This window comes from Sphingopyxis sp. P1IMeth2, from assembly GCF_900185685.1.
GTDB lineage: Bacteria > Pseudomonadota > Alphaproteobacteria > Sphingomonadales > Sphingomonadaceae > Sphingopyxis > Sphingopyxis terrae_A.
The window spans coordinates 256,681-271,465 of sequence record NZ_FYAT01000013.1 but is presented as its reverse complement, the minus strand read 5'-3'; the positions used below and the strand labels follow the sequence as shown (position 1 = coordinate 271,465).

13 protein-coding genes are annotated in these 14,785 nt (G+C 66.2%); all 13 read right to left on the bottom strand.

The window, feature by feature from the left end; translation table 11 throughout:
- Positions 1-9: 9 nt before the first annotated feature.
- Genes P1IM2_RS12695 through P1IM2_RS12635 form a run of 13 tightly spaced genes read right to left on the bottom strand, consistent with a single transcriptional unit; the run spans position 10 to position 14,647 of the window.
- Positions 10-936 carry a D-alanine--D-alanine ligase gene (locus tag P1IM2_RS12695; RefSeq protein WP_186402674.1) on the bottom strand — a complete coding sequence of 309 codons (927 nt, stop codon included), beginning with the start codon at positions 934-936 and terminating at the stop codon, positions 10-12.
- Positions 933-1,832 carry a UDP-N-acetylmuramate dehydrogenase gene (gene murB / locus P1IM2_RS12690; protein WP_186402673.1) on the bottom strand — a complete coding sequence of 300 codons (900 nt, stop codon included), beginning with the start codon at positions 1,830-1,832 and terminating at the stop codon, positions 933-935. The genes P1IM2_RS12695 and murB overlap by 4 nt, the downstream gene beginning before the upstream one ends.
- A complete protein-coding gene (gene murC, locus P1IM2_RS12685; protein ID WP_186402672.1) occupies positions 1,829-3,259 on the bottom strand; it encodes a UDP-N-acetylmuramate--L-alanine ligase in 1,431 nt (476 codons plus the stop codon). The genes murB and murC overlap by 4 nt, the downstream gene beginning before the upstream one ends.
- Positions 3,259-4,437 (bottom strand): undecaprenyldiphospho-muramoylpentapeptide beta-N-acetylglucosaminyltransferase, encoded by a 1,179-nt coding sequence (gene murG, locus P1IM2_RS12680; RefSeq protein ID WP_186402671.1) that lies wholly within the window; start codon positions 4,435-4,437, stop codon positions 3,259-3,261. The genes murC and murG overlap by 1 nt, the downstream gene beginning before the upstream one ends.
- A 10-nt stretch (positions 4,438-4,447) precedes the next feature.
- Entirely contained in the window at positions 4,448-5,698 is a 1,251-nt protein-coding gene (locus P1IM2_RS12675; RefSeq protein WP_003040034.1) for an FtsW/RodA/SpoVE family cell cycle protein, read from the bottom strand.
- Positions 5,691-6,998 carry a UDP-N-acetylmuramoyl-L-alanine--D-glutamate ligase gene (murD, locus tag P1IM2_RS12670; RefSeq protein WP_186402670.1) on the bottom strand — a complete coding sequence of 436 codons (1,308 nt, stop codon included), beginning with the start codon at positions 6,996-6,998 and terminating at the stop codon, positions 5,691-5,693. The genes P1IM2_RS12675 and murD overlap by 8 nt, the downstream gene beginning before the upstream one ends.
- A complete protein-coding gene (gene mraY, locus P1IM2_RS12665) occupies positions 6,995-8,065 on the bottom strand; it encodes a phospho-N-acetylmuramoyl-pentapeptide-transferase (RefSeq protein WP_062900564.1) in 1,071 nt (356 codons plus the stop codon). Before mraY ends, murD begins: the two co-directional genes overlap by 4 nt.
- Positions 8,065-9,441 carry a UDP-N-acetylmuramoyl-tripeptide--D-alanyl-D-alanine ligase gene (gene murF, locus P1IM2_RS12660; protein ID WP_186402669.1) on the bottom strand — a complete coding sequence of 459 codons (1,377 nt, stop codon included), beginning with the start codon at positions 9,439-9,441 and terminating at the stop codon, positions 8,065-8,067. Before murF ends, mraY begins: the two co-directional genes overlap by 1 nt.
- Entirely contained in the window at positions 9,438-10,877 is a 1,440-nt protein-coding gene (locus tag P1IM2_RS12655; protein ID WP_186402668.1) for a UDP-N-acetylmuramoyl-L-alanyl-D-glutamate--2,6-diaminopimelate ligase, read from the bottom strand. Before P1IM2_RS12655 ends, murF begins: the two co-directional genes overlap by 4 nt.
- Positions 10,877-12,571, bottom strand: coding sequence for a penicillin-binding protein 2 (locus tag P1IM2_RS12650; protein ID WP_186402667.1), 1,695 nt, complete (start codon positions 12,569-12,571; stop codon positions 10,877-10,879). The genes P1IM2_RS12655 and P1IM2_RS12650 overlap by 1 nt, the downstream gene beginning before the upstream one ends.
- Positions 12,568-13,164 carry a hypothetical protein gene (locus tag P1IM2_RS12645; protein ID WP_062768706.1) on the bottom strand — a complete coding sequence of 199 codons (597 nt, stop codon included), beginning with the start codon at positions 13,162-13,164 and terminating at the stop codon, positions 12,568-12,570. Before P1IM2_RS12645 ends, P1IM2_RS12650 begins: the two co-directional genes overlap by 4 nt.
- Complete coding sequence (gene rsmH, locus P1IM2_RS12640; RefSeq protein ID WP_082819788.1) at positions 13,158-14,150, bottom strand: 16S rRNA (cytosine(1402)-N(4))-methyltransferase RsmH; 993 nt, start codon at positions 14,148-14,150, stop codon at positions 13,158-13,160. The genes P1IM2_RS12645 and rsmH overlap by 7 nt, the downstream gene beginning before the upstream one ends.
- Positions 14,147-14,647 (bottom strand): division/cell wall cluster transcriptional repressor MraZ, encoded by a 501-nt coding sequence (locus tag P1IM2_RS12635; protein ID WP_062900568.1) that lies wholly within the window; start codon positions 14,645-14,647, stop codon positions 14,147-14,149. The genes rsmH and P1IM2_RS12635 overlap by 4 nt, the downstream gene beginning before the upstream one ends.
- Positions 14,648-14,785: the final 138 nt, after the last annotated feature.

Here is a 14,785-nt window from a genome sequence, read left to right as displayed (position 1 = left end):
CTCCGCTGCTCATGCCAATGCTTCCCCCACGATGCGTTCGACGAGTTCGGCATAGTCCATGCCGATGGCGCGCGCCTGTTCCGGCACGAGGCTGAGCGGTGTCATCCCCGGCTGCGTATTGACCTCGAGCAGGAAAATGCCCGCAAGTCCATGCTCGTCGTCCCAGCGAAAATCGGAACGCGACGCGCCCTTGCAGCCGAGCAGGCGATGCGCTTCGACCGCCAGATGCTTCATCCGCTGCGCAACGTCGGCGGGGACATCGGCAGGACAGACATGTTCGGTCAGACCGTCGGTATATTTGGCGTCATAATCGTAGAATCCCGACTTCACGCGCAGTTCGGTGACACCGAGCGCCTCATCGCCGAGTACCGCGACGGTCAGTTCGCGCCCCTTGATGAAAGGCTCGGCGAGCAGCCGGTCGAACTCCTGCCACGGCCCCACAGCTTCGCGCGCAATGGGGTTGCCGTAGTTGCTGTCGTCCTTGACGATCGCGACGCCGACCGACGATCCTTCGTTGACGGGTTTCAGGACATAGGGGCGCGGCAAGGGATCGGCTGAAAACAGGCTTTCGCTGTCGACCATCGTCCCCGTCGGCATGGGAATACCATGCGGCACCAGCGCCTGTTTCGTCAATTCCTTGTCGATCGCGATCACCGACGCGACGAGCCCGCTGTGGGTGTATTTGAGGCCCATCAGGTCGAGCATGCCCTGCACGGTGCCGTCTTCGCCCGGAACGCCGTGGAGGGCGTTGAAGACGACATCGGGCCGCGCTTCGGCAAGCCGCTGCGCCACATCGCGACCCATGTCGATGCGCGTGACCCTGTGCCCGCGGCTTTCGAGCGCGTCGGCAACGCCCTTGCCGCTCATCAGCGACACTTCGCGCTCGGCGGACCAGCCGCCCATCAGCACGGCGACATGCCACGGACCCCGGCTCACTTCGCCACTCCCACGCGCTGAATCTCCCATTGCAATTCGATGCCGCTCTTCGCCTTCACCCGGCGGCGGACTTCCTCGCCGAGCGCTTCGATGTCGGCGCTCGTCGCCGCACCGGTGTTGATCAGGAAATTGGTATGCTTTTCGCTCACCTGCGCGCCGCCGATGGCGAAACCGCGGCAACCGGCCTCATCGACAAGCTGCCACGCCTTGTGACCGTCGGGGTTCTTGAAGGTCGAGCCGCCGGTCTTCGAGCGCAGCGGCTGCGACGCCTCGCGGCTCGCCGAGATGCGGTCCATTTCGGCCTGGATGGCTTCGGGTTCACCCGGACGCCCGCGGAACGTCGCGCCCACGACGACCGCACCTTCGGGCAATTCGCTGTGGCGATAAGTGTAGCCCAGATCGGCAAGCGGCAAGGTCCGGCGCTCGCCCGAGCGCAAGACGATGTCGGCCTCGACCAATATGTCCTTGACCTCGCTGCCATAAGCGCCGCCGTTCATCCGCACGAAGCCGCCAACGGTGCCGGGGATCGACCGCAGGAACTCCATCCCCGCGATCCCTGCGTCGCGCGCGGTCGACGAGACGAGGATGCCCGAGGCACCGCCTCCGCAGCGCAAGCTGGTCGCGTCGACGGCTTCGACCTTAGCAAAGGCCTTGCCGAGCCGGACGACGACGCCCGGAAAGCCGCCGTCGCGAACGATGAGGTTCGAGCCAAGGCCGAGTGCCATCACCGGAATCGCGGGATCGAGGTCGCGCAGGAAACCGGCAAGATCATCGGCGTCCTTCGGCTCGAACAGCCAGTCGGCAGGACCGCCCGACTTGAACCAGACGAGCGGCGCCAGCGGCGCCTTTGCGGTTAGCTTGCCGCGGACCGCCGGAAGCGTATCGGCGGTGCTCATACCGCCTCCACCGCGCTCGCCAGCCCCGCCGCCATCTTGGTGATGTCGCCTGCGCCGAGGCAGATGATCATGTCACCCGCGCCGAGCGTTTCGGTGCGGATCGCGTCGGCGATCGTTGCAGCGAGCGCGCCGGCGTCGGCAACGGTCGATGCATGGCGATGGCCGCGGTCGCGCAGCCCCTGCGCCAGCGCATCCGACGACACGCCCTCGATCGGGCTTTCGCCCGCTGCATAAACGGGCAGTGCGAGCACCATGTCCGCGTCGTTAAAGGCCTGCTGGAAATCGTCCATATGATCGCGCAGGCGGGTAAAGCGATGCGGCTGGACGACGGCAACGACGCGTCCCGCCCCGGCACCTTCGCGCGCTGCCGACAGCACGGCCCGGATCTCGACCGGATGATGGGCATAATCGTCGATCACCGTCACGATGCCGTCCCCGGCTGCAATCTCGCCGACCTTGGTGAAGCGGCGCTTGACCCCGGCAAAGCCGTTGAAGCCCGACGCGATATTTTCGTCCGACACGCCCATGTGCAGCGCGACCGCAATCGCCGCGAGCGCGTTCTGGACATTGTGGCGCCCCGACATCGGCAGGTGGATACCCTCGATCGTACGGCTATTGCCGTCGCGGTCGCGCACGACGACGTCGAAGCGATTGCCGTCGGGCCCCGGTGTCACATTGGTGCCGCGCACGTCGGCCTGCGCCGAAAAGCCATAGGTGACGATGCGGCGGTCGCGGATGCGCGGGATGATCGCCTGCACTTCGGGATGGTCGAGGCAGAGCATCGCCGCGCCATAGAAGGGCACATTTTCGATAAACTCGACGAACGCGTCCTTGATCGCGTCGAAGCTGCCATAATGATCGAGATGTTCGGGATCGATGTTGGTGACGACCGCGATCGTCCCGTCGAGGCGCAGAAAGCTGCCGTCGCTTTCATCGGCTTCGACCACCATCCAGTCCGACGCACCGAGCCGCGCGTTCGAGCCGTAATTGTTGATGATGCCGCCGTTGATGACGGTCGGGTCGATGCCGCCCGCATCGAGCAAGGCGGCGACCAGGCTGGTCGTCGTCGTCTTGCCGTGCGTGCCCGCAATCGCGACGGTGGATTTGAGGCGCATCAGCTCGGCGAGCATTTCGGCGCGGCGGACGATCGGGATGCGATGCGCGAGCGCGGCCTCGACCTCGGGGTTGCCGCGCTTCACCGCCGTCGAGGTCACAACCACGGCAACGCCATCGACGTTCGCGGCTTCGTGCCCGATCGCGACTTTGATGCCGCGTTGGCGCAGGCCCTCGACAACATAGCTGTCGGCAATGTCGCTGCCCTGCACCTGATAGCCAAGGTTGTGCATCACCTCCGCGATGCCCGACATGCCGATGCCGCCGATCCCGATGAAGTGGATGATGCCGATATCGGTCGCAACGCCGCGCATCAGTTCGCCTCCCGCCGCGCGGCGGCGACACCCGAAGCGGCGCGCTGGGTGCCGGCACCGACGCGGATGACATCCATCATCGGCGGCGCGGCAAAGCTTTCGACAAGGTCGGCAAGGTCACGGGTCGCATCGGGCAGGCCGCAGCTCGCCGCCCGGTCGGCAGCTTCTTCGAGCGCGCCGGGTTCGAGCGCCATGCGCTGGATATGCTTGGCGAGCGCAGCGGGATTGAAATCGCTCTGCTGGATCGAGATCGCGCCACCCGCCGCGACGAGATCGCCGACATTATAGGTCTGGTGATCGTCCATCGCGTGCGGATAGGGCACGAAAACCGCCGGCCTGCCGGCGCAGGCCAGCTCGGCGACGGTCGACGCCCCCGCCCGCGCTATGACGAGGTGCGCCCAGCGCAGCCGCTCGGGAAAATCGGTGATATAGGGAGCACACTCGGCCGCGACGCCAAGGGCGGCATATTTGGCGCGCACCGTTTCGATGTCAGTCTCGCGGCATTGCTGGACCACCTGCAAGCGGTCGAGCAGCGCGCGCGGGAGCATGGCGACGGCAGCGGGAACGACGTCACTCAGCACCGTGGCGCCTAGGCTGCCGCCGACGACGAGCAGACGAACGATGCCGTCCTCGGGCAGCGGCGGATAGCCGTCCTCGCGGATCGCGATAATTTCCTCGCGCACCGGATTGCCGATCAGGTGGCGCTTGTCGGCACAGGCGGGCGGGAAACGGCGGATATGATGGTAGGCGACCGCAATCGCATCGACCCGTCCCGCCATCAGCCGGTTGGTCCGGCCCAGCACGGCATTTTGTTCGTGGATGACGCTGGGCGTCTTGGTCGCGCGCGCCGCGAGCAGGCTGGGCAGCGAAGGATAGCCGCCGAAGCCGACGACCACCGCCGGGTCGAAATCGCGGATCAGGTCGATCGCCATCGCGCGCCCCTTGCGGATCGCCAGCGCCGCCTTCACCCAGCCGACGGGACCGCCCTGAACGCGGCCGGCGGGCAGAACATGCGTTTCCAGCTCGGCCGGCGCGCCCGGAATCCTGAGGCCGCGGTCGTCGCTGACCAGCGCGACGCGGTGCCCGCGCGCGATCAGTTCACCCGCCAGCGCATAAGCGGGCAGCATATGGCCGCCGGTGCCTCCGGCGGCGAGTAGATAGTGGCGCGTCGCGGTCATGGCCGGGCCGTCATTTCCTGTTCCAGTTACGGGTCATCGATACCCGCGCCGCATAGGGGTTTCGCCGGGTCAGCGACAAGAGCAAACCCATGCCGATCGACAAGGCGATGAACGACGAACCGCCATAGCTGATAAAGGGCAAGGTCATCCCCTTTGACGGAAAGAGCTGGGTATTCACTGCCATGTTGATCGTCGCTTGCCCGCCGAACTGCGCAATCAGACCCGCGACGGCGAGAATGAGAAAGCTGTCCTCTTCGTCGAGCAGCCGCACCAGAACGCGGACGATGATCGCCAGATAAAGGACGGCGATGGCGATGCAGGCGATGATCCCGAATTCCTCGCCGATGACCGAGAAGATATAGTCGGTGTGCGCCTCGGGAAGCTGGAACTTGGCAAGTCCCGCACCCGGCCCCGTGCCGATCAGCCCGCCGGCGGTCAGCGTCGCATGCGCCTTGTCGACCTGAAAGCTGTCGCCCTCGGCGAACAGCCAGATGTTGATGCGCTGCTGCGCCACCGGGTAGAAGAAATAGGCAAGGACCAGCCCCGCGAGTCCCGTGCCCGCGAGCCCCGCCATGATCCGCATCGACAGGCCGGCGACCATGACGAGAACGAACCATGTCCCCGCGAAGATGATCGTTTGCCCCAGATCGGGCTGGCTCATCAGCAGGATCGCGATGATCCCGGTAAAAACGAAGGACAGCGGCACGACCGGCAGATTCTGATCGTGCAGCCGCAGCGACAATATCCAGGCCAATGACACCGCGAAGAAGGGCTTGAGAAATTCCGACGGCTGGAGGCGGAAGATGCCGCTGCCAATCCAGCGCTGCGCGCCGTTCACCGTCGTGCCGATCAGCGGCACCATGAACAACAGGAAGACGAAGGTGATCGTGCCATAGATGGCAAAGCGCCGCGCCTGCGGTTTGGGCAGCATCGATACCGCGAGCATGACCGGCACGCCGACCATGACCCACATGAGCTGGCGATAGAAATAATAGAGCGGATCGAGGCTGGCGGTCGCGGTCGACAGCTTCTGCGCGGCGACCGGCGATGCCGCCGCCACGGCGACGAGGCCGATGGCGATCAGCATCGACACAAGCAACAGCAATACGCGGTCGATTTCCCAGAACCACAGGCCCAGCGGCGTGCGGTCGGCGCGGCTGAGGCGCGGGCCGCGGCGCTTCGTCGTCCGCGTCGTCGCGATGACGGGCCGCTCCGTGGTCGCATCCATATTGTCCGCCCCCCCGTTCATATCGTCATCCATTCCCCAACGCCTGCACCAGTTCGCGGAAGCGATCGCCGCGCTGTTCGTAATCCTTGAACTGATCGAACGAAGCGCAGGCGGGCGACAGCAACACGATGTCGCCGGGCGTCGCAGCGGCGGCGGCGGCTGCGACCGCGGCGGCCAGATCGCCCGACCGTTCGACGGGCAGCGCGTCGCCGATCTCGGCCGCGAAAGGCTCCATCGCCTCGCCGATCAGATAGGCGCGCTTGACATGGCCGAACCAAGGACGACAGGCGGTCAGCCCGTCGCCCTTGGCCTGCCCCCCGGCAATCCAGTGGACACGCTGGTCCGGCGCCGGCGGAAATGCCGCCAGCGCCGGTGCAGCGGAAGCCGCGTTGGTCGCCTTGCTGTCGTTGAACCAGCGGACGCCAGCGACTTCGCCGACCAATTCCATACGGTGCGGGAGCGCGCGATAGCTCGCGAGTCCGCGTTCGATCTGTTCGTCGTTCAGCCCCAGCACGCGGCATACCGCGATCGCGCACACGGCATTCTGCGCATTGTGCGGACCGTGCAGCGCGGGCCAGCGCGCCTGATCGGCGGGATCGATGTCCTTCGCCGAAACGCGGTGGAGCCGGTGATTGATGCGCCCCGCGATCATCCGCGACGGGTCATCGTCGACCGCGACGATCGCGACCTGATCGCGGTGCTGGAGCGCGAACAGCCGCTCCTTCGACGCGGCATAGCCGGCGAAACCGTCATAACGGTCGAGGTGATCGGGGCTGATGTTGGTCAGCACGGCGACATCGCACGCCAGGCTGTGCGCCAGGTCGATCTGGTAGCTCGACAGTTCGAGCACATAGACGCCGTTTTCGGGGAGCGGATCGCGGGCAAGGATCGGCAGCCCGATGTTGCCGCCCATCAGCGCCGGAACGCCCGCGCTTTCCAGCACATGGGTGACAAGCGCGGTCACCGTCGATTTGCCGTTGGTGCCGGTGATGCCGACGATGCGGTGCGGCGGCAGATCAGCCGCAGCTTCGGCAAACAATTCGATATCGCCGAGGATCGACACACCGGCTTCGCGGGCATGGTCGGCGATGGGATGGCGGTTGAGCGGCACGCCCGGCGACACGACGACGCCGGCAAAGCCGACAAGGTCGATCTCCAACGGATTGCCGATGTCGGCGCCGAGCGCCATCGCGGCATCGCGCGCCGCTTCGCGCTCGTCCCACGCGGTCACCCCCGCGCCGCTGGCGATCAGCGCCTCGCAGGTCGCCAGCCCCGAGCGCGCCAGTCCCAGCACCGCATAGCGGCGACCGGCAAAGGCGCGCGCGGTGATCACCGCAGCTTGAGCGTCGCGAGTCCGGCGAGCGCGAGGACGATCGAGACGATCCAGAAACGGACGACGACGGTGGATTCGGGCCAGCCCAATTGTTCGAAATGATGGTGGATCGGCGCCATGCGGAAGATGCGTTTGCCGGTCCGTTTGTACCAGAAGACCTGGATGATCACCGACAAAGCCTCGACGACGAACAGCCCGCCGACCAGCACCAGCACCAGTTCGTGCTGCGCCGTCACCGCAATCGTCGCTAGCGCGCCGCCGAGCGCGAGGCTGCCCGTATCGCCCATGAACACCGCCGCGGGCGGCGCATTGAACCACAGAAAGGCAAGGCAGGCCCCGATGATCGCGGCGGCGAAGATTGCAAGCTCACCTGCCCCCGGCACGTGGGGAATGCCCAGATAGCCCGCGAATTTCACGTTACCCGACAGATAGACGATGACGAGGAAAGCAAGGCTGGCGATCATCACCGGAAAGGTCGCGAGCCCGTCGAGCCCGTCGGTCAGGTTCACCGCATTGCCGAAACCGACGATCAGCACCATCGCGAAGACATAATAGAGCGGCCCCAGGGGAATATAGACTTCGCTGAAAAAGGGCAGATAAAGGTCGGTGCCGGTCCGCGATACGATCAGCAGCACCGCGATGCCCGCAATCACGAATTCGACGAGCAGGCGCACGCGCCCCGGAATCCCGCGATGGCTCGACTTGGTCACCTTGTCGAGATCGTCGAGAAAGCCGACCAGCGCGAACCCGCCGGTGACGAAGATGCAGGCCCAGACGAAGCGGTTGGACAAATCCATCCACAGCAGCGCCGAAATCATTAGCGAGATCAGGATCATCAGCCCGCCCATCGTCGGCGTGCCCTTTTTCGCAAAATGGCTTTGCGGTCCGTCCTCGCGGATCGGCTGCCCCTTCCCCTGCCGCATCCGCAGCATGAGGATGAAGCGCGGCCCGATCCACAGACCGATGATCAGCGCCGTCGCAACCGCGGCGCCCGAGCGGAAGCTCAGATAGCGGATGAGGTTCAGAACCCCCGGAAAGCCAAGCCATTCCGCCAGCCAATATAGCATCAATAATCCCCATTGGTCAGCGCGGTCACGACATGCGACAGTCCCACGCTGTTCGATCCCTTGACCAGCACCGTATCGCCGGGCCGGATCAAGGCCCCCAGCCGCCCTACCGCAGCCGAGTGGTCGGCCACATGCTCGAAATCGATCCGCCCCTCAAGCGCTTTGGCGAGCGGCGCCATCTCTTCGCCGACAAGCAGGGCGAACTGCACACCAGCTGCGACGAGCGGAGCGGCCAGACCGGCATGATAGGCCTCGCCGCCGTCGCCAAGCTCCTTCATCGCGCCCAGAATCGCGACCCTGCGCGCACCGGATTCGCCGCCGAGCTGGCCGATGGTTGCGGCCATCGATGCGGGATTGGCGTTATAGCTTTCGTCGATGACGAGGATCGAACCGCCCGGCACCTCGACGCGGGTGCGCGCGCCGCGACCCGCAAGACCGCCCATCTCGGCGAAGGCCAGGCCCGCGGCGGGCAGGTCACCGCCAACCGCCTTGACCGCAGCAAGCACCGCCATCGCATTGGCCACCCAATGCGCGCCGCCTTGCGCGATGGTGAAGCAGAGCAGCGCGTCCTGAACCTGTGCCGTAACGAGCGATCCCCCCTGCCCGTCGGGCAACCAGTCGACCGCGCGCACATCGGCCCCTTCGCCCAGCCCGAAGCTGACGACATGCGCCGCATGCTGTTCGGCCTTGGCGCGCAGCCGCGCGTAATGCGGGCTGTCAAAGGGAAGGATTGCGGTGCCGCCCGGCTCCAGCCCCTCGAATATCTCGCCCTTCGCGTCGGCGATCGCTTCCTCGCTGCCGAAAAATTCCATGTGCGCAGGCGCGATGGTGGTCACGATGGCGACATGAGGGCGTACCATCCGCGTCAGTGCCGCCAGCTCGCCCGCATGGTTCATCCCCATTTCGAAGATGCCGAAATCGGCGGTCGAGGGCATGCGCGCCAGGCTCAAAGGCACGCCGACATGATTGTTGTAGCTTTTGACCGAACGGTGCGCTTTGCCCGGGCGAAAGCGGTCGAGCGCCGCGAACAGCGCCTCCTTGGTCCCCGTCTTGCCCGCCGAGCCGGTGACACCGATGATCCGCCCATGGCTGCGCGCGCGCGCCGCGGCGCCGAGCGCGTTCAACGCTGCGGCGCTGTCGGCGACGCGGATGTGCGGAAAGTCTATATCGTTTTCGCAGATGATACCCGCTGCGCCGGCGGCAATCGCCTTGTCGATGAAGTTATGGCCGTCGGTCGCCTCGCCCTTCATCGCGACGAACAGGTCGCCCTTCGTGACTTCGCGCGAATCAAAGGCAACACCTTGCACCGTGAAATCGGCGCTAGCGGTGCCGCCGCACGCCGCCGCGATCGCGCGCGCCGTCCACAGCGGGGTCATGCCGCCACCTCGCGCGCGACGCTCACATCGTCGAAGGGGATGACGCGCAGCGCGTCACCGCGTCCGACAATCTGCCCCTGTTCGTGCCCCTTGCCTGCGACGCAGATAATGTCGTCGGCGCGCGCCATCTCGATCGCGGCAGCAATCGCGGCGCGGCGGTCGCCGATCACCTGGGCACCCGGCGCGCCTTCGGCGATGGCGGCGCGGATCGACGCGGGATCTTCGCCGCGCGGATTGTCGTCGGTGATGATCGCGATATCGGCCTTGGCGGCGGCGATGCGGCCCATTTCCGGGCGCTTCGCCTGATCGCGGTCGCCGCCCGCACCGAACACCAGGATCAACCGCCCCGTGGCGTGCGGCCGCAACGCATCGAGCGCCGCCTCCAGCCCGTCGGGGGTGTGGGCATAGTCGACATAGACGGGGGCGCCCGCGCGCGTGATCGCCGCACGCTCGAGCCGTCCGCGTACCGGCTGGAGCCGCGCCAGATTGGCAAGCGTCTGCGCACCATCGCCGCCGGTCGCGATGACCAGCCCGGCCGCGACCAATGCGTTGGCGGCCTGATAGGCGCCGATAAGCGGCAGGTCGACTTTCTGCGTCAGAGCACCTGCCGCAACGGTCAGCGTCTGCCCGAGCTGCGTCGGCGTCCGCCCGACAAGGCGCAGTTCCTCACCCTTCGTTCCCACGGTAAGCAGGCGCAGTCCGCGCGCGCGCGCCGTCTCCACCACTTTGGGCGAATGGGCATCGTCGGCCCAGACAACCGCGGCTCCGCCGGGTTCGACAACCTCGGTGAATAGCCGCAACTTGGCGCCCAGATAGGCTTCCATCGTGCCATGATAATCGAGATGATCGTGGCTGAGATTGGTGAAGGCCGCCGCCTTCACCGGCAGGCCTTCGGTGCGATATTGATCGAGCCCGTGGCTCGACGCCTCGAAGGCCGCATGAGTCACGCCCTCGGCCGCCAGGCCCGCCATGTTCGACAGAAAGGTCACGATGTCTGGCGTCGTCAGTCCGGTGACGACCCGGTCGGCGCCGGTGGTCACGCCAAGCGTACCGATCGATGCTGCGTGAAGGCCCGCCATTCGCCAGAGCTGACGCGTCATCTCGACCGTCGAAGTCTTGCCATTGGTGCCCGTGACCGCGACGCAGGTTGCGGGAAAACGGTGAAAGAAGCGCGCCGCAAGCCGCGCGAAGGCGCGCCGCGGATTGGCATCGGCGATATGCACCGCGCCCTCGACCACGGCTTCGGGCCGCGCGACGACGGCGACGGCGCCCGCCGCCACCGCGGCGGCAATAAAGTCCTCACCGTTGAATTTTTCGCCGACGAAGGCGCCGAAGACATTGCCCGGCGCAACCTTGCGATGATCGATGGCAAGCCCGGTCACCACCGGGCCGTCCCCATCGACATGATCGCCGCCGGTCAGCGCCGCGAGCCGCATTATTCGCCTTCCCCGTTCTTCCACAGCAGCGGCGTCAGTTCCGACACGTCGACGTCGCGGCTTTCGTCGGGGAACACGCCGAGCATCGGTCCCGCACGCATCACCACCTTCTTGACCACCGGCGCGGCGGTGTAGCCAGCGGTGCGCTGCCCCGAGCTGAAGGCGTTGCCCTTGGGTTCGTCGATCATCACCAGCACCACGTAACGCGGATTGTCCATCGGGAAGACGGCGGAGAAGGTCGACACGAGCGAATGGCGACGATAGCCGCCGGCGCCCGGCTTTTCGGCGCTGCCGGTCTTGCCGCCGACGCGAAAGCCCGGGGCGTCGGCCTGGCGGCCCGTGCCGTCGGACACGATCAGGCGCAGGAGCTGGCGCATCCGCGCACTCGTCGATGCCTTGAACACGCGGCGTCCCTGCGGCGGCGCCTTGTCGCCCAGCTTCAGGATCGTCGCCGGACGCCAGATGCCGCCGTTGACCAGCGCGGCATAGGCGCTGGCAAGGTGCAGCGGAGTGACCGCAATGCCGTGGCCATAGCTGGTCGTCATCGTCGACAGCCGGCCCCATTCGCGCGGCCACAGCGGGAAGGCACGCTCCTTGAGTTCGATTTCGGGGCGTTTGTTGAATTCGAGGCTACGGAACATCGCCTCCATCTTTTCCTTGCCGAGCTGGTCGGCGATCTGCGCGGTGACGATGTTCGAGCTGTGGATGAGCGTTTCGGGGACGTTGAGCCAGCGGTTCATCATGTGCGAATCGCGGATGCGGAAACCGGCGATCGCCAGCGGCTGCGTTGCATCATAGCGCTTCGCCATGCTCGTCACGACGCCATTGTCGATCGCGGCGCCGATCGAGAGCGGTTTGACGACCGATCCAAGCTCGTAGAGATTATAGGTCACGGCGTTGCGCCGCGTCGTCGGATCGCTACCCGCCAGCTTGTTCGGATTATAGGTGGGCAGCGACGTCATCGCCATCACTTCGCCCGTGTGGACGTCGAGGATGATGCCCGCCCCGCCGATCGCCTCTAGATTGGTGACAGCGTTCGACAACTCGCTTTCGAGCACGCCCTGCACGCGCGCGTCGATCGACAGCGTCAGCGGATCGCCGCGCGTCGCCTTGTCGATCAGCCGCTGGTCAAACGCGCCCTCGACGCCAGTGACGCCATGGCCTTCGGCGTTGGTGAAGCCCAGCACATGCGCCGCGAGCGACATCTGCGGATAGAGGCGCTCCTTTTCGCGCGGAAAATCGAACCCGACATCGCCGATGGCATTCACTGCCGCCACCTGATCGGGCAGCGCCCGTCGCCGGATATAGGTCGGGCGCGGGCCCGTCAGCTTGGCGAGCAGGTCCTCGCGCGTCATGTCTGGAAAGATCTTGTGCAGTTCGTCGGCGAGATACTGGCGGTCGTTGAGCAGTTTCGACGGCATCACACGGATCGAATAGCCGTCGATCGTCCGAGCGAGCGGCACGCCATTGCGATCGACGATATCGGCGCGCGCGGGCACGAAGGCCGTGCTGTTGCCGCCGCGGCCGGCATCGCTGTCGAACAGCGCAAAATAGAGCAGCCGCACCGAAACGAGGAAAAATGCCGCCATGAACAGCAGCATGAGCATCATCAGCCGCTGTTGCGCGGTCAGCAATATCTGCTGCCGCACCCCAGCGGTTCGAACCCGGGTCGGACGGACGACCAGCGTGTTCATTGGCCCGATTTGCCCTCCTTCGCTTCACGCGCCGCGGCACGCTTGAGGTCGGCGAGCGTCGATTCCGCAAGGAGCTGGTCCTCGATCATCTTGAGCTGTTCGCGGCGACGCGTCGGCGCCAGACGCGGCGCGCTGTCGCTGCGCACCGGCGTTTCGGCCTGCGCCAGTACGACGGGCTTTTCGGCGGCCGGCTTCGCCTCGGCCTTCACCGGCGTCGCGGCGGGTTCGGGTGTTCCGACGGGGCTGACCATTGCCATCAGCACCGGCGCGACTTCATTGGCGCCGCGAGCGCGCGGCAAACCGTCGAGCGAAGCAAGCTGGCGCTCGCTCGACAGATATTGCGAGGCATCCGGCGCCGAGTAGCCGAAGCTGTCGGCGTTCCACTGTTCGAGCTGGCGCATCGAAGCGCGCACCGCGAGTTCGGATTCAAGGTAGCGGATATTGTCGCGCGTGCGCTCGATCTGATGATTGATGCGCGCGAGTTCGCTGCGCGTCGCAGCGACCTTCAACGAGACCGGATAGAGCATCATCGCGAAGATGAGCACGAGCAGCACCAGGCCGATCCCCTGAAGCTTGCGGGCCGCCATCAGCATGAGATTGCCTCCTTCGTCGTCAATTGGGTCGGCCAGGCCGGGGCTGCGGTGCGCACGGCGCTGCGCAGCGTCGCGGAGCGCGCGCGGGGGTTGCGCGCCTCTTCGGCCTTGCCGGGGCGCACCTTGCGCGCCGGCGGCTGAAAGGTGGCGGCCCGCGCCGCTCCGATCGGCGCGGGCCGGTGGCGCGAGCCGGCGGCGTCACCGCCGCTACGCTCGCGCAGAAAGTTCTTCACGATCCGGTCTTCGGTGCTGTGGAAGCTGACCACCGCAAGCCGGCCGCCGGGGCGCAGGACGCGCTCCGCCGCGGCGAGCCCCTCCATCAGTTCGTCGAGCTCGCCGTTGATGTGGATGCGGATCGCCTGAAAGCTCTTCGTTGCCGGATCCTTGGGCGCGCCCGGCGGATGGCGCAGCGCCTTGCGGATCACCGTCGCCAGTTCGCCGGTGCGCGACAGCGGGCGCGCAGCGACGATTGCCCGCGCGACGCGGCGCGACTGACGTTCGTCGCCATAATGATACAGCACGTCGGCGATCTCGGCCTCGTCGGCGCGATTGAGCCATTCGGCGGCAGTCTCGCCCTCCTGCGCCATGCGCATGTCGAGCGGGCCGTCCTTCTGGAACGAGAAGCCGCGCGCATCGCGGTCGAGCTGCATTGACGAAACGCCGATGTCGAAGGTGATGCCGTCGACCGCGCCGATGCCCCGTTCGGCGAGCAGGCGGTCGATTTCGCCGAAGCGGCCGTGGATCAGCATCAGCTTGCCGTCGGCTTCGGCGACGAGCGCCTGCCCCTCGGCAATCGCATCGGGGTCGCGGTCGCACGCGATCACCTCGGCCCCCGCGGCGAGCATCGCACGCGTGTAGCCGCCGGCGCCGAAGGTCGCGTCGACATGCCGCTCGCCCGGAGCGATGGCAAGGGCGGCGATGACTTCTTCGCGGAGGACCGGATCATGGCGGGGATCCCGAGGCAGGTCGGGGGAAAGATCGGTCACTTGCGCCCCTTCCCCTTCGTCTCTTCCCAGGCCTTGGCAAGTCGCTGGAGCACCGGATCGGCATCGACGCAGTCAGCGAGCGTCGGCAGCCACCATACTTCGAACCGGCGGCCCGACCCGACAAAGGCGGTCGCGCCGGCATCGCCGACGCGGTCGCGCGCGGTAAAATTGGGAAGGAAGCGCCCGCTGTCGTCGAGCGTATAGGCCTCGGTATAGCTGAACCGCTTCTTGAACGCCTCGTCCTCGTCGAAATCGATATTGCGGGCGAGCGCGGTGTCGCGGTCGCGCTCGATCTCGTCGGTCAGGCGATCATATTGATCCTGGCCATAGGCGACCAAACAAGGCAGCTTTTCATGGAAACCAACCCAAAGCACGCGCTGACCGTCCGCATTGAGGGGCACATTATTGCGGAACTGCGAAGGGACGGCGATGCGTCCCTTGCCATCGATCGCGGCGAAGTTGGTACCCGAATACCGGCCGGGCGTCACAACTGCCATCGCTGAAGCCCCCCGTTTCGCGCCTCCGGGCAAAACTTCCCCGTTCGCGAAAATCGCAGGATTTCGCGCCAAAAGACTCGGGTGGAGATTGCCCCTCTCCGATTCCTGAGTATCAAGAGTCGATTAGGGTGAAAAGGG